Origin of the sequence: Klebsiella sp. P1CD1 (assembly GCF_003790505.1) — a bacterium.
Classification (GTDB): domain Bacteria; phylum Pseudomonadota; class Gammaproteobacteria; order Enterobacterales; family Enterobacteriaceae; genus Klebsiella; species Klebsiella variicola.
This window is the reverse complement of record NZ_CP033631.1, coordinates 329,865-351,157: the sequence shown is the minus strand read 5'-3', so window position 1 is coordinate 351,157 and position 21,293 is coordinate 329,865. Positions and strand designations below refer to the sequence as shown.

Annotated in this window: 22 protein-coding genes and 1 riboswitch; of the genes, 10 read left to right on the top strand and 12 right to left on the bottom strand. The window is 59.3% G+C overall.

What is annotated here, in order from left to right; all coding sequences use genetic code 11:
* Positions 1 to 122 precede the first annotated feature (122 nt).
* Positions 123 to 1,172 (top strand): AI-2E family transporter, encoded by a 1,050-nt coding sequence (locus DTA24_RS01645; protein ID WP_008806958.1) that lies wholly within the window; start codon positions 123 to 125, stop codon positions 1,170 to 1,172.
* Here DTA24_RS01645 and arnF read toward each other — a convergent pair.
* From arnF to DTA24_RS01605, 8 genes are all read right to left on the bottom strand, one after another.
* Positions 1,169 to 1,549 (bottom strand): 4-amino-4-deoxy-L-arabinose-phosphoundecaprenol flippase subunit ArnF, encoded by a 381-nt coding sequence (gene arnF / locus DTA24_RS01640; protein ID WP_008806957.1) that lies wholly within the window; start codon positions 1,547 to 1,549, stop codon positions 1,169 to 1,171. The genes DTA24_RS01645 and arnF overlap by 4 nt on opposite strands.
* Positions 1,549 to 1,887 (bottom strand): 4-amino-4-deoxy-L-arabinose-phosphoundecaprenol flippase subunit ArnE, encoded by a 339-nt coding sequence (gene arnE, locus DTA24_RS01635; protein WP_008806956.1) that lies wholly within the window; start codon positions 1,885 to 1,887, stop codon positions 1,549 to 1,551. Before arnE ends, arnF begins: the two co-directional genes overlap by 1 nt.
* Positions 1,884 to 3,539 carry a lipid IV(A) 4-amino-4-deoxy-L-arabinosyltransferase gene (gene arnT, locus DTA24_RS01630; protein ID WP_110196254.1) on the bottom strand — a complete coding sequence of 552 codons (1,656 nt, stop codon included), beginning with the start codon at positions 3,537 to 3,539 and terminating at the stop codon, positions 1,884 to 1,886. Before arnT ends, arnE begins: the two co-directional genes overlap by 4 nt.
* Positions 3,539 to 4,441 (bottom strand): 4-deoxy-4-formamido-L-arabinose-phosphoundecaprenol deformylase, encoded by a 903-nt coding sequence (gene arnD, locus DTA24_RS01625; RefSeq protein ID WP_008806954.1) that lies wholly within the window; start codon positions 4,439 to 4,441, stop codon positions 3,539 to 3,541. The genes arnT and arnD overlap by 1 nt, the downstream gene beginning before the upstream one ends.
* Complete coding sequence (arnA, locus tag DTA24_RS01620; RefSeq protein ID WP_123836530.1) at positions 4,438 to 6,423, bottom strand: bifunctional UDP-4-amino-4-deoxy-L-arabinose formyltransferase/UDP-glucuronic acid oxidase ArnA; 1,986 nt, start codon at positions 6,421 to 6,423, stop codon at positions 4,438 to 4,440. The genes arnD and arnA overlap by 4 nt, the downstream gene beginning before the upstream one ends.
* Positions 6,420 to 7,403: an undecaprenyl-phosphate 4-deoxy-4-formamido-L-arabinose transferase gene (gene arnC / locus DTA24_RS01615; RefSeq protein ID WP_008806952.1), complete on the bottom strand. Its 984-nt coding sequence runs from the start codon at positions 7,401 to 7,403 to the stop codon at positions 6,420 to 6,422. The genes arnA and arnC overlap by 4 nt, the downstream gene beginning before the upstream one ends.
* A 1-nt stretch (position 7,404) precedes the next feature.
* Positions 7,405 to 8,544, bottom strand: coding sequence for a UDP-4-amino-4-deoxy-L-arabinose aminotransferase (gene arnB / locus DTA24_RS01610; protein WP_012540377.1), 1,140 nt, complete (start codon positions 8,542 to 8,544; stop codon positions 7,405 to 7,407).
* Between the two features lie 396 nt (positions 8,545 to 8,940).
* Complete coding sequence (locus DTA24_RS01605) at positions 8,941 to 9,447, bottom strand: phenolic acid decarboxylase (RefSeq protein ID WP_012540376.1); 507 nt, start codon at positions 9,445 to 9,447, stop codon at positions 8,941 to 8,943.
* 97 nt (positions 9,448 to 9,544) lie between these two features.
* Between DTA24_RS01605 and DTA24_RS01600 the strand changes: the two genes are divergently transcribed.
* The 7 genes from DTA24_RS01600 (at position 9,545) to nikR (ending at position 15,828) form a co-directional block, all read left to right on the top strand.
* The gene (locus tag DTA24_RS01600) at positions 9,545 to 10,405 is read left to right on the top strand and encodes a LysR family transcriptional regulator (RefSeq protein WP_099217182.1); all 861 of its coding nucleotides are present in this window, start codon (positions 9,545 to 9,547) and stop codon (positions 10,403 to 10,405) included.
* Positions 10,406 to 10,544: 139 nt separating this feature from the next.
* Positions 10,545 to 12,113 carry a nickel ABC transporter substrate-binding protein gene (gene nikA, locus DTA24_RS01595; protein WP_022066417.1) on the top strand — a complete coding sequence of 523 codons (1,569 nt, stop codon included), beginning with the start codon at positions 10,545 to 10,547 and terminating at the stop codon, positions 12,111 to 12,113.
* Positions 12,113 to 13,057 (top strand): nickel ABC transporter permease subunit NikB, encoded by a 945-nt coding sequence (gene nikB, locus DTA24_RS01590; protein ID WP_016161924.1) that lies wholly within the window; start codon positions 12,113 to 12,115, stop codon positions 13,055 to 13,057. The genes nikA and nikB overlap by 1 nt, the downstream gene beginning before the upstream one ends.
* Entirely contained in the window at positions 13,054 to 13,887 is an 834-nt protein-coding gene (gene nikC / locus DTA24_RS01585) for a nickel ABC transporter permease subunit NikC (protein WP_012967107.1), read from the top strand. Before nikB ends, nikC begins: the two co-directional genes overlap by 4 nt.
* Complete coding sequence (locus DTA24_RS01580; RefSeq protein ID WP_048272087.1) at positions 13,887 to 14,651, top strand: nickel import ATP-binding protein NikD; 765 nt, start codon at positions 13,887 to 13,889, stop codon at positions 14,649 to 14,651. Before nikC ends, DTA24_RS01580 begins: the two co-directional genes overlap by 1 nt.
* Positions 14,648 to 15,439, top strand: coding sequence for a nickel import ATP-binding protein NikE (gene nikE, locus DTA24_RS01575; protein WP_012540373.1), 792 nt, complete (start codon positions 14,648 to 14,650; stop codon positions 15,437 to 15,439). The genes DTA24_RS01580 and nikE overlap by 4 nt, the downstream gene beginning before the upstream one ends.
* Positions 15,427 to 15,828 carry a nickel-responsive transcriptional regulator NikR gene (nikR, locus tag DTA24_RS01570; RefSeq protein WP_004181488.1) on the top strand — a complete coding sequence of 134 codons (402 nt, stop codon included), beginning with the start codon at positions 15,427 to 15,429 and terminating at the stop codon, positions 15,826 to 15,828. Before nikE ends, nikR begins: the two co-directional genes overlap by 13 nt.
* 27 nt (positions 15,829 to 15,855) lie before the next feature.
* On the opposite strand, the gene DTA24_RS01565 is transcribed toward nikR, so the two are convergent.
* Together DTA24_RS01565 and DTA24_RS01560 are read right to left on the bottom strand one after the other, a co-directional pair.
* Positions 15,856 to 16,215 (bottom strand): type II toxin-antitoxin system HicB family antitoxin, encoded by a 360-nt coding sequence (locus DTA24_RS01565; protein ID WP_004181489.1) that lies wholly within the window; start codon positions 16,213 to 16,215, stop codon positions 15,856 to 15,858.
* Positions 16,212 to 16,487, bottom strand: a complete 276-nt coding sequence (locus tag DTA24_RS01560; protein WP_044650325.1) for a type II toxin-antitoxin system HicA family toxin — start codon at positions 16,485 to 16,487, stop codon at positions 16,212 to 16,214. The genes DTA24_RS01565 and DTA24_RS01560 overlap by 4 nt, the downstream gene beginning before the upstream one ends.
* 158 nt (positions 16,488 to 16,645) lie before the next feature.
* Positions 16,646 to 16,827: riboswitch (M-box (ykoK) riboswitch) on the top strand.
* A gap of 56 nt (positions 16,828 to 16,883) precedes the next feature.
* On the opposite strand from DTA24_RS01560, the gene DTA24_RS01555 reads away from it, so the two are divergent.
* Entirely contained in the window at positions 16,884 to 17,897 is a 1,014-nt protein-coding gene (locus DTA24_RS01555; RefSeq protein WP_012540371.1) for a magnesium transporter, read from the top strand.
* Positions 17,898 to 17,936: 39 nt separating this feature from the next.
* On the opposite strand, the gene DTA24_RS01550 is transcribed toward DTA24_RS01555, so the two are convergent.
* On the bottom strand, positions 17,937 to 19,130 hold the full coding sequence (locus DTA24_RS01550; RefSeq protein ID WP_082227781.1) for an NAD(P)/FAD-dependent oxidoreductase: 1,194 nt from the start codon (positions 19,128 to 19,130) through the stop codon (positions 17,937 to 17,939).
* A gap of 229 nt (positions 19,131 to 19,359) precedes the next feature.
* Between DTA24_RS01550 and pitA the strand changes: the two genes are divergently transcribed.
* Positions 19,360 to 20,856, top strand: a complete 1,497-nt coding sequence (gene pitA / locus DTA24_RS01545; RefSeq protein WP_008806938.1) for an inorganic phosphate transporter PitA — start codon at positions 19,360 to 19,362, stop codon at positions 20,854 to 20,856.
* 59 nt (positions 20,857 to 20,915) lie between these two features.
* Here pitA and uspB read toward each other — a convergent pair whose 3' ends face one another.
* Positions 20,916 to 21,251 carry a universal stress protein UspB gene (uspB, locus tag DTA24_RS01540; protein ID WP_002921203.1) on the bottom strand — a complete coding sequence of 112 codons (336 nt, stop codon included), beginning with the start codon at positions 21,249 to 21,251 and terminating at the stop codon, positions 20,916 to 20,918.
* Between the last annotated feature and the right edge of the window lie 42 nt (positions 21,252 to 21,293).

The window sequence follows — 21,293 nt, the reverse complement described above, 5'->3', positions numbered from 1 at the left end:
AGATTTCGACAATCAGCTTTCACTATTACCACGCTGTCGGCGGAAAAGCAGCCCTCCTTTCGGAATATTGGCAGTCGGCGAACCGCTACACTTATCTGGCGCGACTCATAAAAGGAATCCCTATGTCCTCTCCGCAGGCTGATAAAGCCGGGCTCCATATTTTACTTAAGCTGGCAGCGTTAGTGATTATCCTCGCCGGGATCCACGCCGCCGCCGATATTCTGGTGCAGCTGCTGCTGGCGCTGTTTTTCGCTATTGTTCTCAACCCGCTGGTCACCTGGTTCATTCGCCGCGGGGTGCGGCGTCCGTTCGCCATTACCCTGGTGGTGACGGCGATGTTGGTGATGCTCACCGCGCTGCTTGGCGTACTGGCGGCGTCGCTCAATGACTTTGTCGCCATGCTCCCCGATTTCAACCGCGCCCTGACGCGCAAGATCCTCCAGCTCCAGGAGTATCTCCCCTTCCTTAATCTGCATATCAATCCGGAGCGCATGCTGCGGCGCATGGATTCAGAACGGCTGATGACCTGGGCCACGACGCTAATGACCCAGCTTTCCGGGGCGATGGCCAGCATCGTGCTGCTGGTGATGACGGTGATCTTTATGCTGTTTGAGGTTCGCCACCTGCCCTACAAACTGCGTTTTGCCCTCAATAACCCGCGCCTGCATATCGCCGGCTTGCACCGGGCGCTGAAAGGCGTCACCCATTATCTGGCGCTGAAGACGCTGATTAGCCTGTGGACCGGGCTGATTGTCTGGCTGGGGCTGCTGGCGATGGGGGTACAGTTCGCCCTGATGTGGGGGGTGCTGGCGTTTCTGCTGAACTATGTGCCGAACATTGGCTCCGCTATCTCCGCTATCCCCCCGATGCTGCAGGCGCTGCTGTTTAGCGGCATTTATGAGTGCCTGTTGGTCGGGGCGCTGTTTCTGGTGGTGCATATGGTGCTGGGCAACATGGTGGAGCCGCGCATGATGGGCCATCGGCTGGGAATGTCGACCCTGGTGGTGTTCCTGTCGTTGCTGGTCTGGGGCTGGCTGCTGGGGCCGGTGGGGATGCTGCTCTCGGTACCGTTAACCAGCGTCTGTAAAATCTGGATGGAGACCACCGTCGGAGGCAGCAAGCTGGCGATCCTGCTCGGCCCGGGCCGTCCCAAAAGCCGGCTCCCCGGCTAGCGGCGTTTGACCGGCCAGAAGATGGTCAACACGCCGGCGACAATGATCGTCACGCCCAGCAGCGATTGCCAGTAGAACGGCTCATGCCAGCCGGGCAACCAGATGGCGGCGGCCCACACGAGGATATAGCTCAGGCTCAGCAGGGCATACGCTTTCGACAGCGGCAGGCGATGCAGGGCAAAGTACCAGCAGACCATCGACAGCAGGTAGCCCAGCAGGCCGAAAAACAGGCCGAAGGTCCCGGGCTGGAAATGCAGAAGATGCTGGAGAAATGCCACAATATCGGTCAGCGGCGGCAAGGCCACCATGGCGCTGCGCAGCAGCAACTGCGCGGCGCTGACGAGGCCGACGCTGAATAATGCCCAGAGAAAGCCCATCAGACGCTGGTCCCCAGAATGACAATGCCCACGACGATCAACCCGACGCCAAGCCAGTGACGGCGAGCGACCGGCTCATGCCAGATGCCCCAGCCCGCGAGGGTAACCCAGACGAAATTCAGGCTCAGCATCGGATAGGCGATGCTGACCGGAATAGACTGCAGCACGCTCAGCCACAGCAGCATGCCGCAGCCCAGGCATAACAGCGCCATCCCCAGCCAGAAGAGTATATGGCGACTCCGCCGTCCGCGACGGGACGGGCGGGTCGCCTGTTTCTGGCATAGTTGCCCGGCGCAGCTCAGCAGGCTGGCGAACACCAGACAGATCCAGACGCTCATTGCGGCAGATACTGAAGGAAGACCACCCGACCCAGCTCGTAGGCGTTATCTGGCTTCGGTAACGGTAAGTCAACCATACTCTCTCCTTTATCCATCAACAGCACCAGCGAGACCGGCCCCTGCTGACGGTGCGTGGCCAGCCAGTCGGCAAAACCGGCCTGGCTGACAAAGCTTCCCTGAGCATCCGGCCAGTCGAGACCGTACTTCAGCTCACCCTGTTTGTCGAACATAATAATATCGCTGCGCTTCAGCTCCCAGGCCAGGCCGCCGGCGATCCCAACGTTGTTGGTCAGGACGTAACGGCTGGGCTGCAGGGATTCACTGACGATATCCACGAGGAACTGCGGCTGTTTGCTGTCGATAACCCGGTCCGGGATGGCGAAGCCCACCAGCAGCGCCAGGCCGAGCGGACAGAGCGCGGCGAGGCTCCAGCGGCGGCACGGTTTTTTCATCGCCAGCCAGCCCATCAGCGCCCAGACGGCGAAGGCGATCGCCGCCAGCAGACATTTATACAGCTCAATCTTGGTCCACACCGGCTTGTGCATCACGCCCCAGGGTGAGACCACCAGCACGGCGATCAGCCCCAGCAGGCCAACGCCCAGGTTGATCATCCCGTTGATGCGCAGCGCTTTTGCGCCGGTCTTTGCGGCCTCCAGCGCGTAGCGGGCCATCAGAATCGACAGCGGCGCAAAGCACGGCAGGATATAGGTCGGCAGTTTGCCTTTGGCGATACTGAAGAACAGGAACGGCATCGCCACCCAACCCAGCAGATACAGCGCGCCGCGAGCCTCATCGCGCTCAAGCCAGCCGCGCTTCAGCGCCCCCGGCAGCAGAGCCAGCCACGGCAGGCTGCCGGCGATCAGGAACGGAATGTAGTACCAGAACGGCGCTTTGTGCTGGGCATCTTTTTCGGCAAAACGCTGAATATGCTCGACCCAGAAGAAGTAGCGCCAGAAGTCCGGCTCGCGCTGGGCGATAGCCAGCCCCCAGGGCAGCACCACCAGCGTACAGACGATCACCGCCAGCCAGCCGTAGGTCAGCACTTCACGCCAGCGTTTACGGGCGATCACCCACGGCAGCACGCCCACCACCGGCACCGCCAGCGCCAGGAAGCCCTTGGTCATCACCCCCATACCGCAGGCGACGCCCAGCAGCGCGTAGCCCAGTATTTTGCCGCTGCGGCTCTGCGCCTGCGCCGCGCCCCAGAAGCTGCACATCGCCAGTGCCAGCCACAGGGTGATCATCGGGTCCAGCACCGCATAGGTGCCAATCGCATACACCAGCATCGCGGTAAGGAAAATCACCGGCGACAGGACAGCCACCTTTTTGTCGCGAAAGACGCGCCACGCCAGCCAGGCCACCAGCAGGGCAGTCATGGTGATAGCGAAGACCGACCCAAAGCGTACGCCGAAGTTATTATGGCCAAACAGCCACTGACCGATACTGTTGATCCAGTAACCGGCAATCGGCTTTTCGAAGTAGCGCAATCCGAGAAAATGCGGCACCACCCAGTCACCGGTGGCCAGCATTTCACGGCTGATCTCCGCATAGCGGGTTTCATCGGGTTGCCAGAGCAAACGAAAATTAAGCGGCAGCAGGTAATACAGCGCAAACAGCGCAATCAGAGAGACGCCATAGCGAATGCTTTTCATCAAACACCCGAAGTCAGTAATTGTTCACGTCCGAGCCAGCCTTCTCGGCCAGCCAGTTCACCCCGAACCACTTTGCCAGACGGCAGCTCGCTAAAGTCAGCGGGCAGCAGCTGGCTCAGTGGGCAAAACTGAATTTCCTCTTCCGCCGCCATGGTCAGCAGTTCATTGAACTGATCGGCGTAAGCAATACCTTCCACTTCGGCGTGAATGGTATAGACCGGCACGCCCGGGTCGCGATGGATGCAGTCGAGCAGGTAGCGGTTAAAGCCGGCGATATCGACCGCCGTGCCCACCGCCTCATCCCAGGTCGGCAGCGTGACCGGGATCTGCACCGTACCAAACGTGCCGCTACCGAGCTGGGGCAGGAACGGCCGCGTGCCGCGACAGTCGCTGTTGTAGAGAAAATCGAAGGATTCTTTGGCTTTGACCACCCGCTGATCGGCGCGCCAGCCGGCGACAGCCGAACAGGTGACCGGCCGGCCGATGATGCGTTCCAGTTCGAGCAGGCCGCGCTCAACCTCCAGCGCCAGCCGTTCCTGCGGCCAGACGCCGCTCCACGCCTGCCAGCTGTAGTGATCCCAGGCGTGCAGCCCGACTTCATGAGACTCGGCGGCCGCGCGGATCACCGCTTCGTTCCCCGCGCCGATGCGGCGTCCCGGCCACGCGGTGCCAGCCAGCAGAATATCCCAGCCGTACAGCGAAGCCGCTCTGGAACGCAGCATCTTCCACAGAAACTTCGGTTTTACCAGGCGCCACAGATGGCGCCCCATATTGTCCGGCCCGACGCTGAAGAAGAAGCTTGCCTGGATCCCGTGCTGGCCCAGCAGGTCCAGCAGCCGCGGAACGCCGTCCCGCGTTCCGCGAAAGGTATCGACATCTATGCGTAAGCCGACCTGTTTCATGGATTTTTATCGTCCACCAGTTCAACTGTACGCAGGAAGAAGTCCAGCGTGTGTTCGACCGTTTCTTCCATCTCCACCTTCGGTTCCCAGTTCAGGCAGCGTTTGGCGTTGCGAATGCTCGGCTTACGATGCTCAACGTCCTGGTAGCCCTTCCCGTAGTAATCGCTGCTTTCCACTTCACGGAAGCCGGCAAACGGCGGGAAGCGATCGCGCAGCGGATGGCGTTCGAAGCAGGCGAGCAGCATTTCGGCCAGCTCTTTGATGCTCGCTTCGTTTTCCGGGTTGCCGATGTTGATGATCTGCCCGTCGCAGCGGCCGTCTTTGTTCTCGATGATGCGGAACAGCGCTTCGATACCGTCGCTGATATCGGTGAAGCAGCGCTTCTGCTTGCCGCCCTCGATGAGCTTGATCGGCGACCCTTCCACCAGGTTGAGGATCAGCTGGGTGATGGCGCGGGAACTACCGATACGCGCGGCGTTGAGGTTATCCAGGCGCGGTCCCATCCAGTTGAACGGACGGAACAGGGTGAACTTAAGATCGTACTTATCGCCGTAGGCCCAAATCACGCGGTCCAGCAGCTGTTTAGAAACCGAGTAGATCCAACGCTGTTTGTTGATCGGCCCGACCACCAGATTGGAGGTATCTTCGTCGAAGTTTTTGTCGGTGCACATGCCGTACACTTCAGAGGTCGACGGGAAGATGATGCGCTTATTGTATTTCACGCAATCGCGGATGATCTTCAGGTTCTCTTCGAAATCCAGCTCGAACACGCGCAGCGGGTTGCGGGTGTATTCGATAGGGGTGGCGATGGCCACCAGCGGCAACACCACGTCGCATTTCTTAATGTGATACTCGATCCACTCGGAGTGAATGCTGATATCGCCTTCCACGAAGTGGAAACGCGGGCTCTCAAGGAAACGGCTGATGGCGTCGGAGCCGATATCCAGGCCGTAAATTTCATAGTTGTCGTCCTGCAGCAGGCGCTCGGTCAAATGGTTACCGATAAAGCCATTGACGCCAAGGATCAGCACGCGGGTGCGACGCTTAATCGCCACCACCGGTTTGCTGCTGATCACCGCCCCGGACACCAGGCCCAGCGCCTGCGCCAGCTGAGCGCCCTGCATGTACACACCGCGTTCGGTCTGGCCGGTGACAATTTCCAGCGCCCCGTCCTGGCACGCCACGATCAGCGGCGCAACGGAGATAACGGTACCCGGTTTGGCTGCCGGCAGATCGTGGCGGACGCGGGATTTCCAGACGATAAACTTGTTCGCGCCAGCGTAGCCGAAGGCGCCCGGCCACGGATCCGAGACGGCACGCACCAGATTGTGCAGGGTCTGCGCCGGCTGCTCCCAGTCGAGGCGGCCATCCTCCGGGGTACGACGCCCCACGTAGGTCGCCTGGCTGTGATCCTGCGGGCGCTCTGCGGTTTTTCCTTCAAGGATCGCCGGCAACGCCTGGCCCAGCAGCTCAGTGGCGGCGGCGCACAGCTTACGATGCAGCGTCAGGGCCGCGTCATCCGGGCCAATCGCCACGGTTTGCTGGGCGACGATATCGCCGGCATCCGCGCGGTTCACCATGCGGTGCAGGGTGACGCCGGTTTCGCTTTCGCCATTGACCAGCACCCAGTTCAGCGGCGCACGGCCACGATATCTCGGCAGCAGCGAACCGTGCAGGTTGAACGCCCCTTTCGGCGCCAGATTGAGGATCTCATCGCCCAGCAGGTTGCGGTAGTAGAAGGAGAACAGCACGTCCGGCTTCATCTCGCGGATACGCTCAATCCACAGCGGATGGTTCACGTCTTCCGGCGCCCACACTGGAATGCCCTGCTCGGCGGCAAGGCGCGCCACGGAGCCAAAGAAATGGTTTTCGCCAGGGTTATCCGGGTGGGTGAAAATAGCAGCGATATCATACCCGGCGTCCAGCAGGGACTGGATACCGGTGCAGCCCATATCGTGATAAGCGAAGACTACGGCTTTCATGAACGATCTTCCTCTTTAGATGCCGTTTCCGGCTGGCGAACAACACGTTGAATAAAGTAGCGGGGACGAGCGCGAACGTCGTTATAGATGCGTCCGATATACTCGCCGAGCAGGCCCATACCGATAAACTGGGCGCCGATGAACATAAACAGCACGGCGAAGAGCATGAACACCCCTTCTGCCGCCCACTGCGGCCCAAAGGCCAGGCGCAGCACCACCAGCAGCAGGCCGAAGGCGAAGCCCAGCAGGGCAATCACGCTGCCGAAAATGCTGAGCAGACGCAGCGGCGTGGTGGTCAGACAGGTCACCAGGTCGTACATCAGGTTGATCAGGCGCATGAAGCTGTATTTGGAGTCGCCGAATTCGCGCTCGGCATGCATCACCGGGATCTCGACCGCGCGACGGGCGAAGGTATTCGCCAGGATCGGGATAAAGGTGCTGCGCTCGTGGCAGTTGAGCATCGCGTCGATAATATGGCGGCGGTAAGCGCGCAGCATGCAGCCGTAGTCGCCCATCGCTTTGCCGGTGGTGCGCTGGATCAGGCGGTTGATCATCTTCGAGGCGCTTTTGCGGAAGATGCTGTCCTGACGGTTCTGGCGGACGGTGCCCACCACGTCGTAGCCTTCATCAGCCTTCTCTACTAACCGCGGAATTTCCTCCGGTGGGTTTTGCAGATCGGCATCAAGGGTAATAATCAGATCGCCCGTCACATGGCTAAAGCCGGCCATGATCGCCGAGTGCTGGCCGTAGTTACGGTTTAACAGCACGGCGACGACGTGACTGCCTTCCGCCTCGGCGGCTTCGGTCAGCATGCGCGCAGAATCGTCGCTGCTGCCATCGTCGATCAGCAGAATTTCATATTGCCGCCCCAGCGTGGCGCAGGCGGTATCCGTACGACGAAGCAGTTCCGGCAGACTATCCTGTTCGTTATAAACCGGGATAACCACCGAGACCTTCTTCACGGGAGGGTAAGTAAGCATATCAACGTCCTGACAGCTGGCGCAGTGCGGAAATGACGCGAGTGACATCGTCATCGGTCATGTCCGGGAACAACGGGAGAGAACAGATGCGGGCGCTGTTCCATTCGGTATTTGGCAGGGAAACCTCAGGGAAGCGCTCGCGGTAATATTTTTGCGTATGAGCCGCACGGAAATGCAGACCCGTGCCGATACCCATCGCCTTCAGCTTTTCCATCAGCGCGTCGCGGCTGATGCCGCATGCGGCCTCATCGACGCGGATGATAAACAAGTGCCAGGCGTGCTGGTGATCCCATGCCGGGACGGTCAGCGGTTTAAACGGCGTGTCCGCCAGCTCGCGCAGGTAGCGCTGGGCAATCTCCGTCCGGCGCTGATTGGCGTGGCTCAGTTTTTCCAGCTGGACCAGCGCCAGAGCGGCGTTGATATCGGCAAGGTTGTACTTGAAGCCCGGGGTGATCACCTCCGCCTGCGGCGCGCGGCCGTGGGTCTGACGATCATAGGCGTCCACGCCCAGACCATGGAATTTCAGACTGCGGATACGGGAGGCCAGCTCGTCGTCGTCGGTGACAATCAGCCCGCCTTCGGCGCAGGTCATGTTCTTGATCGCGTGGAACGAGAAAATGGCGGTCCCCTGCCAGCCAATGTGGCGGCCTTTATAATGGGTACCCGCCGCATGGGCGGCATCTTCAATCACCGGAATGCCGTGGCGCTCGCCCACCGCGCGAATGGCGTCGATGTCGGCTGGCGCGCCCGCGTAGTGCACGGGAATTATCGCTTTGGTACGCGAAGTGATCGCCGCTTCCACCGCGTCAGGGGTAATCATCAGATTGTCGTTATCGACATCGATCATCACCGGCGTAGCGCCCAGCAGGCAGATCATATTGAGAGTGGAGACCCAGGTCTGGGACGGCGTAATGACTTCATCGCCGGGGCCAATACCCAGCGCCATCAGGGTCACATGCATCCCGCCGGTCGCTGAACTGACGGCAATCGCGTGGCGGTTGCCGGTCAGCTGGCAGAATGCCGCTTCGAGTGCCTGATTCTTCGGTCCGGTGGTGATCCAGCCCGACGCTAAAACTTCACGCAGCGCAGCCAGCTCTGCGTCGCCCATCGACGGGCGCGAAAACGGCAAAAAATCGCTCATCATCATCCTGTTCTGTAGTTGACCCACGCACAAATCAGGGTCGTTAGAATAAAATATCCTGCGCCTGCGGACTTAAACGAAATTAAAATGAAGTGAGTTCAGCGCGGCATTCCATTTCAGGGTATTTCGACCACTATTAATGTAGTCGACCTTGCTTAGGATAATATTAAGAAATTAATATTTTCTCAGAATAAGTAATAACTCATTACTAAACAGTATGATAGGAATTTTTTATGGCAGGGGTATGACAGGAAAGCGTTCCTGTTAAGCGGCAAGAAACAGGAACGCAATAGCAAAAAGTAAACGGGAATTAAACCAATACACAATACTTAAATTAGCGATCGTCACGCTTAATGACAAAATGTTAGCGCAGATCACAAAGTTATTTCTGCTGAATTACAAATTTGCAGGAAAATCCGCAGGTAATTCGCTCGCCGGGCAATTAATGACCTCGTCATTATCGGCGCCACAGTCGCGAATGAAGGTGATAGTGGCGAACTCGTCAATCACTTCCGTTGGATAGGCCGGGCCGGCATCACGGTACGAATTCATCAGCGGAATATGGTCGTTCTGGAAGCAGACGGTTTTTTCCGGGTTATTCATGATCCAGCGCGGGAAGAAAATGGTGCCGTGGAACAGTTTGTCGCCCAGGTTGACGATCAGGCTGACGTCGGTGCCGGTCGGTTCGGTCCAGGAGATTTTGTAGATACTTTCCCCCACCCGCACGATGTACGCTTCCTGATCTTTCACCCAGCGATTGCCGACGATGCCGCTGTGAATACGGTAGTCGAGGGTGTGGCCATTTTTGACGTAAATCTCGTAGTTCCAGCCGTTGTCGTAGGTATAGACCAGATGTTTACCGATAAAGCCGCTGAGGTCATGTTTGTCGAAAGTGCTCATCATTTATTCTCCTCTGTTTTGTTGAGGACAGCATACGTCTTTAAAAAATGAATGAATAACGCTATGTTTGGATTAAATACATCCAAATTTTAGATTGATTATGCACAAGACAACCCTGGAGCAGTGGGCGTTACTCGAAAAGGTAGTGGAATTGGGGAGCTTTGCCAGAGCGGCGGAGGAGACCAACCGCAGTCAGTCTTCGGTGAGCTATAACCTCGCGCTGCTGCAGGAGCGCTTAGGCGTGGCGCTGCTGGCGCCGTCCGGCCGGCGGGCGGTGCTGACCCCGGCCGGCGAACTGCTGCTAAATCAGGTCAAACCGCTGCTGCAGGCCTTCGCCTACGTCGAGACCCACGCCGCCACCTTACGCAACGGGGCGCGTACCCGCCTGGATCTGGTGGTCGACAGCATTTTCCCTCGTCAGCGACTATTCGCCATTCTGCGCCAGTTTCAGCAGCACTATCCGCAGACCCAGGTCAGACTCACCGAAGTGCTGGAAAACGTTGATGACGAGAGCGCGGCGCGGACGGAAGCTGATGTGATGGTGCTGACCCGCCGCCAGGATATTACCGGCCGCGGAGAGTGGCTGATGAATATTGATTTTATCGCCGTCGCCCACCGCGACCACCCTCTCGCCACGCTCGACGGGCCGCTGGAGGACAGCACGCTGGCGCCGTGGCCGCTGGTGCGCATTGCCGATCAGACCGGCGATGGCCAGGCGACGCGTGACGCCTGGACCTTCTCCACCATTGACGCCGCCATTGATGCGGTGATGTATCAGGTCGGGTTCGGCTGGCTGCCGGAAGAGCGCATTCGCCCCCATCTCGACCAGGGCGTGCTGAAGCGGCTGCCCCTCAGCCACGGCGCGCGCCGCGCGACGCCGCTGCACCTGATCGTTAAGCGGGACCTGGCGCCGATCGACGAGCAGGTAGCCACGCTGCTGGGCTTATTCCGGGCGCCCTGAGAAGCGCAGGCGGTGTTTACCGCCCGCGTGTAATGATACGATTTTCTTATACTTTCCGGCGCAATATTGATCCAGGTTACTCCCAAAGTATGATGAATCACTAAAATCGTCATACTTTCCTGTCGCTGAGATCACCGTCTTGTCTACTATCCGCCTCACCCTGCTGGCGCTGGTTGCCTGCGTCCCTTTACTGGCTCAGGCCGCGCCGCACCAGCTCACCACCGCCTGGCCGGTTAACGTCGGCCCGCTGAATCCCCATCTCTATACACCCAACCAGATGTTTGCCCAAAGCATGGTCTATGAACCGCTGGTGAAGTATCAGGCTGACGGCAGCGTACAGCCCTGGCTGGCGACCCGCTGGCGTCACGCCGCCGATGGTAAAACCTGGTGGTTCACCCTGCGCGACGATGTGACCTTCTCCAATGGCGAACCGTTTAACGCCCAGGCCGCGGCGGCCAATTTCCAGGCGGTGCTGGCCAACCGCCAACGCCATGCCTGGCTTGAGCTCGCCAACCAGATCACCGACGTGCGGGCGCTCAGCGCCACTGAGTTGCAGATCACTCTGAAAAGCGCCTACGCGCCCTTACTCCAAGAGCTGGCCCTGCCCCGCCCGTTCCGCTTCATCGCGCCCTCGCAGTTTATCGATGGCGGCACCGCCAGGGGCATTAAAGCCCCGATCGGCACCGGTCCGTGGCGACTGGCGAGCTCGCAGCTCAATCAGCGCGATGTGCTGGTACGCAATGAGCGCTACTGGGGTCGTAAACCGGCACTGCAGCAAATCACCATCAAGGTGATCCCCGACGCCACCAGCCGGGCGGTGGCGTTCGAAACCGGGGAAATCGATATGCTCTACGGTGACGAAGGGCTGCTGCCGCTGGACACCTTCGAACGTTTTCGCCATCACCCCGGCTACGTGGCGCGCCTGTCCGCCCCGGTGGAAACGGTGATGCTGGCGCTGAACGCCAGCCAGGGCCCGACCCGCGAGCAGGCGGTTCGTGAGGCGCTCAACTACGCCGTCGATAAACAGACCCTTGTCGATAGCGTGTTGTATGGCACCCAGCAGGTTGCCGACACCCTGTTTGCCCCCTCGGTCCCCTACGCGCCGCAGGATCTGACGCCGCGCCGTTACGACCCGGCAAAAGCCCGCGCCCTGCTGGAGCAGGCTGGCTGGCAGCAGCCAGAGGGCCAGCCCTGGCGACAAAAAGCCGGGCAACCGCTGGCGATTGAGCTGGCGTTTATCGGCACCGACGCGCTGGCTAAATCAATGGCCGAAATTATTCAGGCCAATCTGCGGCAGGTCGGCGTCCAGGTCACCCTGGTGGGTGAGGAGGAGAGCAGCATTTACGCCCGCCAGCGCGAAGGCCGCTTCGGTATGATCTTCAATCGCACCTGGGGCGCGCCCTACGATCCGCATGCCTTTTTAAGCTCGATGCGCGTCCCGTCGCATGCGGATTACCAGGCCCAGCGAGGCCTGCCGGACAAGGCGCTGATTGATAAAGAGATTAGCGAAGTACTGACCACGGGGGACGAGGCGCTGCGGAGAAAACGGTACCACGATGTGCTGACCCGCCTGCATCAGGACGCGGTGTATCTGCCCATCAGCTATGTCTCGCTGATGTCGGTTGCGCACCAGGAGGTCGGGGAGATCCCGTTCGCCCCGGTGACCACCGAGATCCCTTTCGATCAGATTAACCCGGTAACGCCATAATGCTACGCTATATTTTACGCCGCCTGCTGCTGCTGATCCCGCTGCTGCTCGCCGCCTCCGCCATCATCTTTCTGCTGCTGCGGCTCGGCACCGGTGACCCGGCGCTGGATTATTTACGCCTGTCGAACCTGCCGCCCACTGAAGAGATGGTTGCCTCGACCCGCGAGCTGCTGGGGCTCAACCAGCCGCTGGCGATGCAGTATCTGCACTGGCTGTGGCGGGCGCTGCACCTGGATTTCGGTCTCTCCTATGCCACCCAGCGTCCGGTCCTGGATGACCTGCTGCACTTCCTGCCTGCCACCCTGCTGCTCACCGGCGCGGCGCTGGCGCTGATCCTCGTCACCTCGCTGCCGCTGGGCATCTGGGCGGCGCGCCATCGCGATCGCCTGCCGGACTATGTGGTACGGCTGATTGCCTTTCTTGGCGTCTCAATGCCGAACTTCTGGCTGGCCTTTCTGCTGGTGATGCTCTTTTCCGTGCATCTGCAGTGGCTCCCGGCGATGGGGTATGGCGACTGGCAGCACCTGATTTTGCCCGCCGTCTCCATCGCCTTTATGTCGCTGGCGATCAACGCCCGCCTGCTGCGCGCCAGCATGCTGGACGCCGCCAGCCAGCGTCACGTGATATGGGCGCGGCTACGCGGATTGAGCGCGCGCCAGGTGGAGCGCCGACATATCCTGCGCAATGCCACCCTGCCGGTGGTGACCGCCATGGGCATGCACATTGGCGAGCTGATCGGCGGCACCATGATTATCGAAAATATCTTTGCCTGGCCCGGGGTCGGCCGCTACGCAGTTTCCGCCATTTTCAATCGCGATTACCCGGTGATCCAGTGCTTTACCCTGATGATGGTGACGGTGTTCGTGCTGGCTAATCTGGCGGTAGATGTGCTTAACGCGGCGCTCGACCCGCGCCTGCGCCGCCACGAGGAGGTGAGCGCATGAGATGGCTACAAAGCTTTCGCTGGCCGGTAAAACTGGCCATGCTGGTTATCGCGCTGTTGGCAGTCATCGCCATCGGCAGCGGCTGGTGGCTGCCCTGGGATCCAGCGGCGATTGACCTTCAGCAGCGGCTGCTACCGCCGGGCGCAGCGCACTGGCTCGGCACCGATCATCTCGGCCGGGATATTTTCTCACGCCTGCTGGCCGCCACCCGCGTTTCGCTGGGGGCGGTGATGGCTTGTCTGCTGCTGGTGCTGCTGATCGGTCTGGCGGTCGGCGGCAGCGCCGGGCTGCTGGGCGGTCGCGCCGACCGCGGCCTGATGCGCCTCGCCGAACTGTTTATGACCTTTCCGACCTCGATCCTGTCGTTCTTTATGGTGGGGGTGCTGGGTACCGGGTTGACCAATGTGATCCTCGCCATTGCGCTGTCGCACTGGGCCTGGTATGCCAGAATGGTGCGTAACCTGGTGGTTTCCCTGCGCCAGCGCGAATTTATCCTCGCCGCCCGACTGAGCGGCGCCAGCCAGTGGCGGCTGTTCAGCGACCATCTGGCCGGGGCGGTGATCCCCTCGCTGCTGGTGCTCGCCTCGCTGGATATCGGCCATATGATGCTTCACGTGGCCGGCATGTCGTTCCTCGGTCTCGGCGTCAGCGCGCCGACGGCGGAATGGGGGGTAATGATCAACGACGCCCGACAGTATATCTGGACCCAGCCGCTGCAAATGGTCTGGCCGGGGCTGGCGCTGTTCATCAGCGTGATGGCTTTTAACCTGCTGGGCGACGCGCTGCGCGATCGTCTCGATCCCCACCTGATCGCGGAGCATAGCCACTGATGCCGCAGAAGATCCAACTGGAACAGATCTCGCTTGCCGCTGACCGACCGCTGGTCAGCGACGTTTCCTTCACCCTGCGCCGCGGGCAGGGGCTGGCGCTGCTCGGCAGCAGTGGCTGCGGAAAATCGCTGACCTGCGCCGCCGCGCTGGGCATGTTGCCGCCTGGCGTCAGGCAAACCGCCGGCCGGGTGCTGCTCGACGGCATTCCGGTGCACGGCGAACAACTGCGCGGCACGACTATTGCCACTATCATGCAAAACCCACGCAGCGCCTTTAATCCACTGCAGACCATGGCCGCGCACGCCCGGGAAACCTGCCGGGCAGCGGGTCGTGAAACGAATGACGCCGTGCTGCTGGCAGCGATGGAGGAAGTGGGTCTGGACAATCCGCGGGCGCTGCTGAAGCGCTACCCCTTTGAGATGAGCGGCGGCATGCTGCAGCGGATGATGGTCGCTCTCGCCCTGCTCAGCCGCGCGCCCTTTATCATCGCCGACGAGCCGACGACCGATCTCGATGCCATCGCCCAGGCGCGCATTCTCGATCTGCTGGCGGATATCGTCGCCAGGCGCGGTCTGGGGCTGCTGCTGGTGACGCATGATATGGGCGTCGTGGCGCGGCTGGCGCATCACGTGACGGTCATGGAGAACGGTCGCCTCGTTGAACACTGCGATGTGAATACGCTATTTAGCGCCCCGCGGCACCCGCTCAGCCAGCGCCTGCTGGCCGCGCATCTGGCGCTGTACGGCCTGGAGAAAACACCATGAATTTACTCAGCGTCACCGGAGTGAGTCACGATTATCCTCACCACGGCAGGGTCCTGCATGCGATCCATCTCGCCATCGCCCCCGGCGAAACGGTGGCCCTGCTCGGACGCAGCGGCTGTGGGAAAAGCACCCTGGCGCGGATGCTGGTGGGTCTGGAAACGCCGCAGCACGGTGATATTGCCTGGCGCGGCACGCCGCTGACTGCCCTCAAGGGCGAGGCCATCGGCGCCTTCCGCCGTGATATTCAGCTGGTATTTCAGGATGCCTTCAGCGCGGTGAATCCGCGCAAAACGGTGCGCGAGATCGTCAGCGAGCCGCTACGCCATCTGTTACGCTTGTCGCGTGAGGCGCGTTCGCGGCGGGTGGAAGAGATGCTGCTGGCCGTCGACCTCGCGCCGTCGCTGCTCGATAAGCGCCCGGCGCAGCTCAGCGGCGGACAGCTGCAGCGCGTCTGCCTGGCACGCGCCCTGGCGGTACGGCCGCAGCTGTTGATCCTGGATGAAGCGGTTTCAAATCTCGATCTGCTGCTGCAGGCGGAGATTATCGCCCTGCTGAAGCGTCTGCAGGCGCAGTTTGACACCGCCTGCCTGTTCATCACCCACGACCTGCGGCTGGTGGAGCGCTTTTGCCAGCGAGTGCTGGTGATGGAGCACGGGCGCATCGTCGAAACCGCGACGGTCAGCTTACCGCTGCGCCTGCACTCCCCTGCCGGACAGGCGCTCCAGCAAGCGGTGCTCCCCCCTTTTCCTGCCACTCTGCTAAACGAGGCCATGCCATGCAGCGCGTAACCCTGACCCTTGATGATGACCTGCTGGCCGCCCTCGATGCGCTCAGCGCCCGCCGTGGCTACCACAATCGCTCGGAGGCGGTACGCGATATTCTGCGCGACGCCCTCAACCAGGATCCTCCGTCGCCGGAATCACGGCGCGGGTATGCCGTCCTGTCGTACGTGTATGAACATGAGAAACGCGAACTGGCGAGCCGGCTGGTGGCCACCCAGCATCATCATCACGATCTCTCCGTCGCCACGCTGCATGTGCATATCAGTCATGACGACTGCCTCGAGATTGCGGTGCTGAAAGGTGACATGGCCGAGGTACAGCATTTTGCCGACGACGTGATTGCCCAGCGCGGCGTGCGCCATGGGCATTTGCAGTGTTTAGCGGATGAAAATTAAAACGATGGCGAGCTGCTGCATACTGTTTTAAGCCTGTTTGAGACGTTCATTGAGCGTCTCAAGGATCCAGGTATTTACGGAAACCTGCTCCTCCGCAGCGGCGGAGCTAAGACGCTCGCCAAATGACTCAGGATAGCGCAGCGTGAAGGTTTTCATCTTTTCCGGGTGAGCATAAGGCTCAATCCCCGCTTCATGACAATCTGCGAGATACTCCTGTAATGATATCTCGCCCTCCTGTTGTAACCCTTGAATACTATCGGAAACAAAATCGCAATATCCTGATAATCCAAGGAACTTACCGCGGAATGCATTGAGCTCAGGCACGTAATTGATAACGGCAGGCTGGCCGGCAATCTCCATTGAGTTTGGCGTTTTAGGTTTGATCATGGTTTTACCCCTATAGTGATTAACCAATCGCGCACGCTCTCCACGGCGCCTTTGTCGGTATCCGGCGAAGGATGAGGCCTGTGAAAGCTGGCAATGCTGTGGTTCAACAAAAATTTACAGCGCGAGCCGCGTCCTTCTTTAATCTCCCCGCCTAACGCTTTAATTAGCGATTCAATGTCGGCCCATTTAATGCCCTGTGGCACAGGGATTTTAAACAGTTGCTCCAGCGTGTGGCGCTGTTTATTACGTAAAGATAAAACCTGCTGCTCCATCGCCCTGCCCCATGACTTCATCCATTGAAGTCAAGCTAATGATAGCACAAGATGAAGTCAAGCCAAATTCTGATGAAGTTTGTTTATCAACAGTTGATAAACCACATAAATTATACGCTTTGTGAATTATCCCGCTTCGCCAATAATGGCGCCTCATTTAACGATCTCGTTATGGCGAGGCTCCTGCATAAATACAAGTTACCGCCCTGTTGGTATCGAGAGAGACCACTCAGGGAAATACAGGCTTCCATCGAATCAAGGTGTTGCCAAGGTAACTTCTGGCGGTCATGACCGTTCAGATACGTTATGCAGTGCTAAAACCAGGACGTAGGGATCTGCCTGCGCTAACCCTGTCTTGTTCGCCCCTATGAGTGATTTTTTATAGGGATTTTAATCATGTCTTCCATTCAACTCTGCGCCGCCCATCAGGCGACCTCTGGCTTCGACGGCGATGCGATCGCCCAGTACATGCGTACCGATTTTATTACGCTGCAGGAACATCTCAGCGTCCATGAGGCGCGCGAACACTTTATCTCCCAGCTGGACAGTGATGACATTCCCGGCCAGGTGTTTGTCGTCGCCGGCAGGAAACTGCGCGGCAGCCTGTCGGTCAAAAAGCTCCTGCAGGAAGGGGATGTCGGGCAGTCTATCCGCTACCTGATGGACAGCTGCCTGTTTCGCGTCAAACCTGACGACGAGCGCCCGCAGGTGATTGCCGAACTCACCGAGCGCGGCCTCGACCTGGTACCGGTTGTCGATAAAGGCGAGCTGGTCGGCTGCCTGATGGAAAAGGAGATCGCCCATCTGCTGGAGGATGACGTCACCGAAGACGCCCAGCTGCAGGGGGCGACGCTACCGCTGGAAAAACCGTATCTGGAAATCAGTCCGTGGACGCTGTGGAAGAAACGTTCGGTCTGGCTATTGCTGCTGTTCGTGGCCGAAGCCTATACCAGCAGCGTGCTTCAGCATTTCGAAGAGGCGCTGGAATCGGCCATCGCCCTCGCCTTCTTTATTCCGCTGCTCATCGGCACCGGCGGCAATAGCGGAACGCAGATCACCTCGACGCTGGTGCGCTCGATGGCGCTGGGGGAAGTGCGGCTGCGCGATATGGGGCGGGTGATCCGCAAAGAGGTGTCGACCTCGTTTCTGATTGCCCTGACCCTGGGTCTGGCGGGCTGCCTGCGCGCCTGGATGATGGGGATTGGCATGGAAATCACGCTGATCGTCAGCCTGACGCTGGTATGCATTACCCTGTGGAGCGCGATTGTCTCGTCGATCATTCCGATGGTGCTTAAGCGGATCGGCATCGACCCGGCGGTGGTTTCCGCGCCGTTTATCGCTACGCTGATTGATGGCACCGGGCTGATTATCTATTTCAAAATCGCCCAGTATTTTCTTGGGTTGAACTGATCAAGTAAGCCCGGGTGCCACAGTACCCGGGCCCTTGGATTACCCTTCCACCAGCGCCTGCGCGCAGGCCCAGGCGCTTGACCACGCCCACTGGAAGTTATAGCCGCCGAGCCAGCCGGTGACGTCCATCACTTCGCCGATAAAGTAGAGACCCGACGCCTTACGCGCCTCCATGGTACGTGACGAAAGTTCGTTGGTATCCACGCCGCCGAGGGTCACCTCCGCCGTCCGGTAGCCTTCGGTGCCGTTCGGCTGCACGCGCCAGGCGGTCAGTGTCTCCACCAGCGTCTGCTGATCGCGAGCGTTCAGTTGCTTCAGTGTTACATCAGGTATCTGTCCCAGCTGCTGCAGACACTCCACCAGCCGCTTCGGCAGCTGCATCGCCAGGGTATTTTTCAGGCTCTGGTTGGGATGCGCGCTGCGCTGCTCGTTAAGGAAGTCCTCAAGATTGCAGTCCGGCAACAAGTTAACAGTGACGAACTCGCCGGGCTGCCAGTAGCTGGATATCTGCAGCACCGCCGGCCCGGAAAGGCCACGATGGGTAAACAGCAGATTTTCGCGGAACAGGGTGCCGTTCTCGGCGGTAATGGTAGAAGGCACCGAAACACCGGAGAGCACCTGAAGCTGCTCGAGCAGCGGCTTATGCAGGGTAAACGGCACCAGCCCGGCGCGGGTCGGCAGCACCTTCAGGCCGAACTGCTCGGCCACCTTGTAGCCAAACGGCGAGGCGCCGAGCCCCGGCATCGACAGACCGCCGGAGGCAATCACCAGCTTTTTGGTCATCAGCGTTTCGCCGTTCACCTGTAGCCGGTAGCCTTGTTCATCTCGCTCGACGCTGAGAATTTCGCTGCGCAGGCGGATCTGCACGTCGCCCTTTTCGCATTCCGCGAGCAGCAGATTGACGATCTGCTCCGCCGAATCATCACAAAACAGCTGGCCGAGCGTCTTCTCATGCCAGGCGATGCCATATTTGCCGACCAGCTCGATAAAGTCCCACTGGGTGTAGCGCGCCAGGGCAGATTTGCAAAAATGCGGGTTTTGGCTCAAATAGGCCGCCGGCTCAACATACATGTTGGTAAAGTTGCAGCGGCCGCCGCCGGACATCAGAATTTTTCGTCCCGGCTTTTTGCCGTTATCGAGCAGCAGGACGCGGCAGCCGAGCTGGCCCGCCTGCGCTGCGCAAAACATTCCCGCCGCTCCGGCGCCAACGACAATGGCATCAAACCTTTCCACACCGCGTTCCTCGTTCCCCAATTGTCGGGTTTTGTAAATATTTCACTCTGGTCACACCAGCGGGAAAAATCCCGCATTAGATACATCATTGAAAGATATAGGATTACTCCCAACAGGGTAAAACCTAAACAGGAAGAAAATCAAAAAAAGTCTATATTTCACTTTGCCCGCGCCGCTAAAGTCACTGATAATGCGCCGCGTTCATGTCCTCAAAATGGCGTAACGTCCTATGCTACATTTATTTGCCGGTCTGGATTTACATACCGGACTATTATTATTGCTTGCTTTAGCTTTTGTACTGTTTTACGAAGCGATTAACGGTTTCCATGATACCGCAAACGCGGTGGCTACGGTTATCTACACTCGCGCAATGCGGTCGCAGCTTGCTGTGGCGATGGCGGCGCTCTTCAACTTCTTCGGCGTTCTGCTGGGCGGTCTCAGCGTAGCCTATGCCATTGTGCATATGCTGCCCACCGATCTGCTGCTTAACATGGGTTCCGCACATGGCCTCGCCATGGTGTTCTCTATGCTGCTGGCGGCGATCATCTGGAACCTCGGCACCTGGTATTTCGGCCTCCCGGCCTCCAGTTCTCACACCCTGATTGGCGCCATCATCGGTATTGGTTTAACCAATGCGCTAATGACCGGTACTTCAGTGGTTGATGCGCTGAATATCCCGAAAGTCATCGGCATTTTTGCTTCGCTTATCATCTCGCCGATCGTCGGTCTGGTGATTGCGGGCGGCCTGATTTTCATTCTCCGTCGCTACTGGAGCGGTACCAAAAAACGCGCGCGTATCCACCTGACCCCCGCAGAGCGTGAAAAGAAAGACGGTAAGAAAAAACCGCCGTTCTGGACCCGTATCGCCCTGATCCTGTCCGCTATCGGCGTGTCGTTCTCCCACGGCGCCAACGATGGGCAGAAAGGCATTGGTCTGGTGATGCTGGTGCTGATTGGCGTCGCCCCGGCGGGCTTCGTGGTGAATATGAACGCCTCCGGTTACGAAATCACTCGTACCCGCGATGCGGTCAACAACGTGGAAACCTTCTTCCAGCAGCGCCCTGACCTGCTGAAGAAAGCCACCGGTGTTGACCAACTGGTTCCGTCTCCGGATACCAATACCGCGGCCAACGGTGAGTTTCATTGCCATCCAGCAAATACTATCAACGCGCTTGACCGCGTGAAGACTATGCTGACCGGCGTTGAAACCTACGATTCACTGTCACCGGATCAGCGCGGTCAGCTGCGTCGCATTATGCTCTGCATCTCCGACACCACTGATAAAGTGGCGAAGCTGCCGGACGTCAGCGCTGACGACCAGCGTCTGCTGAAGAAACTGAAAACCGATATGCTGAGCACCATCGAGTACGCGCCAATCTGGATTATTATGGCGGTCGCGCTGGCGTTAGGTATCGGCACCATGATCGGCTGGCGCCGCGTGGCGACCACCATCGGCGAGAAGATTGGTAAGAAGGGCATGACCTACGCTCAGGGGATGTCGGCACAGATGACCGCAGCGGTTTCTATCGGTCTGGCGAGCTACACCGGAATGCCGGTTTCCACCACCCACGTGCTCTCCTCCTCGGTGGCGGGGACAATGCTGGTGGATGGCGGTGGTCTGCAGAAAAAGACCGTGACCAGCATCCTGATGGCCTGGGTGTTGACCCTTCCGGCAGCGATTATCCTTTCAGGCGTCCTTTACTGGCTCTCCCTGAAACTGATTTAAACGTCATTCGATCAAAACGGGTCAGCTTGCTGGCCCGTTTTTTTATCCCGAAGATGTCGTTAGTGCCAGATCATCAGCGCAATCAGGCTCACCACCACCAGACCGCACAGCGCGCTGGTCAGGATAAACTGACGACGGACACGTTCGCAGCGACGAATAAATTCATCATCGTGATGGTCACGGTAACGCTGGGCGTAGATATACCAGACCAGCCGCATCTGTTTGCTGGGCTGCCCATGCGAGGTAAAAAAGCCGCCGCCATCAACATACTGATAGAGCAAGGGATCGCAACCACGTAGCACCACCAATAATGCACGCAACGATGAGAAGTAGCGTGCCATATTCACCACACAAACGACACACAGGGCCCAAAACAGCGCAATAGTGCTGATCATACCTCCTCCCCGGCGACCCGCCCACGGAGAAATCCTCCGCGG

Bases quoted from the DNA above. Each gene is read 5' to 3' on its own strand.
- DTA24_RS01560 (WP_044650325.1), bottom strand. From the start codon at position 16,487: ATGGAGCAGCAGGTTTTATCTTTACGTAATAAACAGCGCCACACGCTG.
- arnA (WP_123836530.1), bottom strand. From the start codon at position 6,423: ATGAAAGCCGTAGTCTTCGCTTATCACGATATGGGCTGCACCGGTATC.
- nikR (WP_004181488.1), top strand. From the start codon at position 15,427: ATGCAGCGCGTAACCCTGACCCTTGATGATGACCTGCTGGCCGCCCTC.
- nikE (WP_012540373.1), top strand. From the start codon at position 14,648: ATGAATTTACTCAGCGTCACCGGAGTGAGTCACGATTATCCTCACCAC.
- DTA24_RS01605 (WP_012540376.1), bottom strand. From the start codon at position 9,447: ATGATGAGCACTTTCGACAAACATGACCTCAGCGGCTTTATCGGTAAA.
- nikB (WP_016161924.1), top strand. From the start codon at position 12,113: ATGCTACGCTATATTTTACGCCGCCTGCTGCTGCTGATCCCGCTGCTG.
- arnT (WP_110196254.1), bottom strand. From the start codon at position 3,539: ATGAAAAGCATTCGCTATGGCGTCTCTCTGATTGCGCTGTTTGCGCTG.
- arnB (WP_012540377.1), bottom strand. From the start codon at position 8,544: ATGAGCGATTTTTTGCCGTTTTCGCGCCCGTCGATGGGCGACGCAGAG.
- arnD (WP_008806954.1), bottom strand. From the start codon at position 4,441: ATGAAACAGGTCGGCTTACGCATAGATGTCGATACCTTTCGCGGAACG.
- arnE (WP_008806956.1), bottom strand. From the start codon at position 1,887: ATGAGCGTCTGGATCTGTCTGGTGTTCGCCAGCCTGCTGAGCTGCGCC.
- nikC (WP_012967107.1), top strand. From the start codon at position 13,054: ATGAGATGGCTACAAAGCTTTCGCTGGCCGGTAAAACTGGCCATGCTG.
- DTA24_RS01565 (WP_004181489.1), bottom strand. From the start codon at position 16,215: ATGATCAAACCTAAAACGCCAAACTCAATGGAGATTGCCGGCCAGCCT.
- DTA24_RS01580 (WP_048272087.1), top strand. From the start codon at position 13,887: ATGCCGCAGAAGATCCAACTGGAACAGATCTCGCTTGCCGCTGACCGA.
- DTA24_RS01600 (WP_099217182.1), top strand. From the start codon at position 9,545: ATGCACAAGACAACCCTGGAGCAGTGGGCGTTACTCGAAAAGGTAGTG.
- pitA (WP_008806938.1), top strand. From the start codon at position 19,360: ATGCTACATTTATTTGCCGGTCTGGATTTACATACCGGACTATTATTA.
- arnF (WP_008806957.1), bottom strand. From the start codon at position 1,549: ATGGGCTTTCTCTGGGCATTATTCAGCGTCGGCCTCGTCAGCGCCGCG.
- DTA24_RS01555 (WP_012540371.1), top strand. From the start codon at position 16,884: ATGTCTTCCATTCAACTCTGCGCCGCCCATCAGGCGACCTCTGGCTTC.
- arnC (WP_008806952.1), bottom strand. From the start codon at position 7,403: ATGCTTACTTACCCTCCCGTGAAGAAGGTCTCGGTGGTTATCCCGGTT.
- uspB (WP_002921203.1), bottom strand. From the start codon at position 21,251: ATGATCAGCACTATTGCGCTGTTTTGGGCCCTGTGTGTCGTTTGTGTG.
- DTA24_RS01645 (WP_008806958.1), top strand. From the start codon at position 123: ATGTCCTCTCCGCAGGCTGATAAAGCCGGGCTCCATATTTTACTTAAG.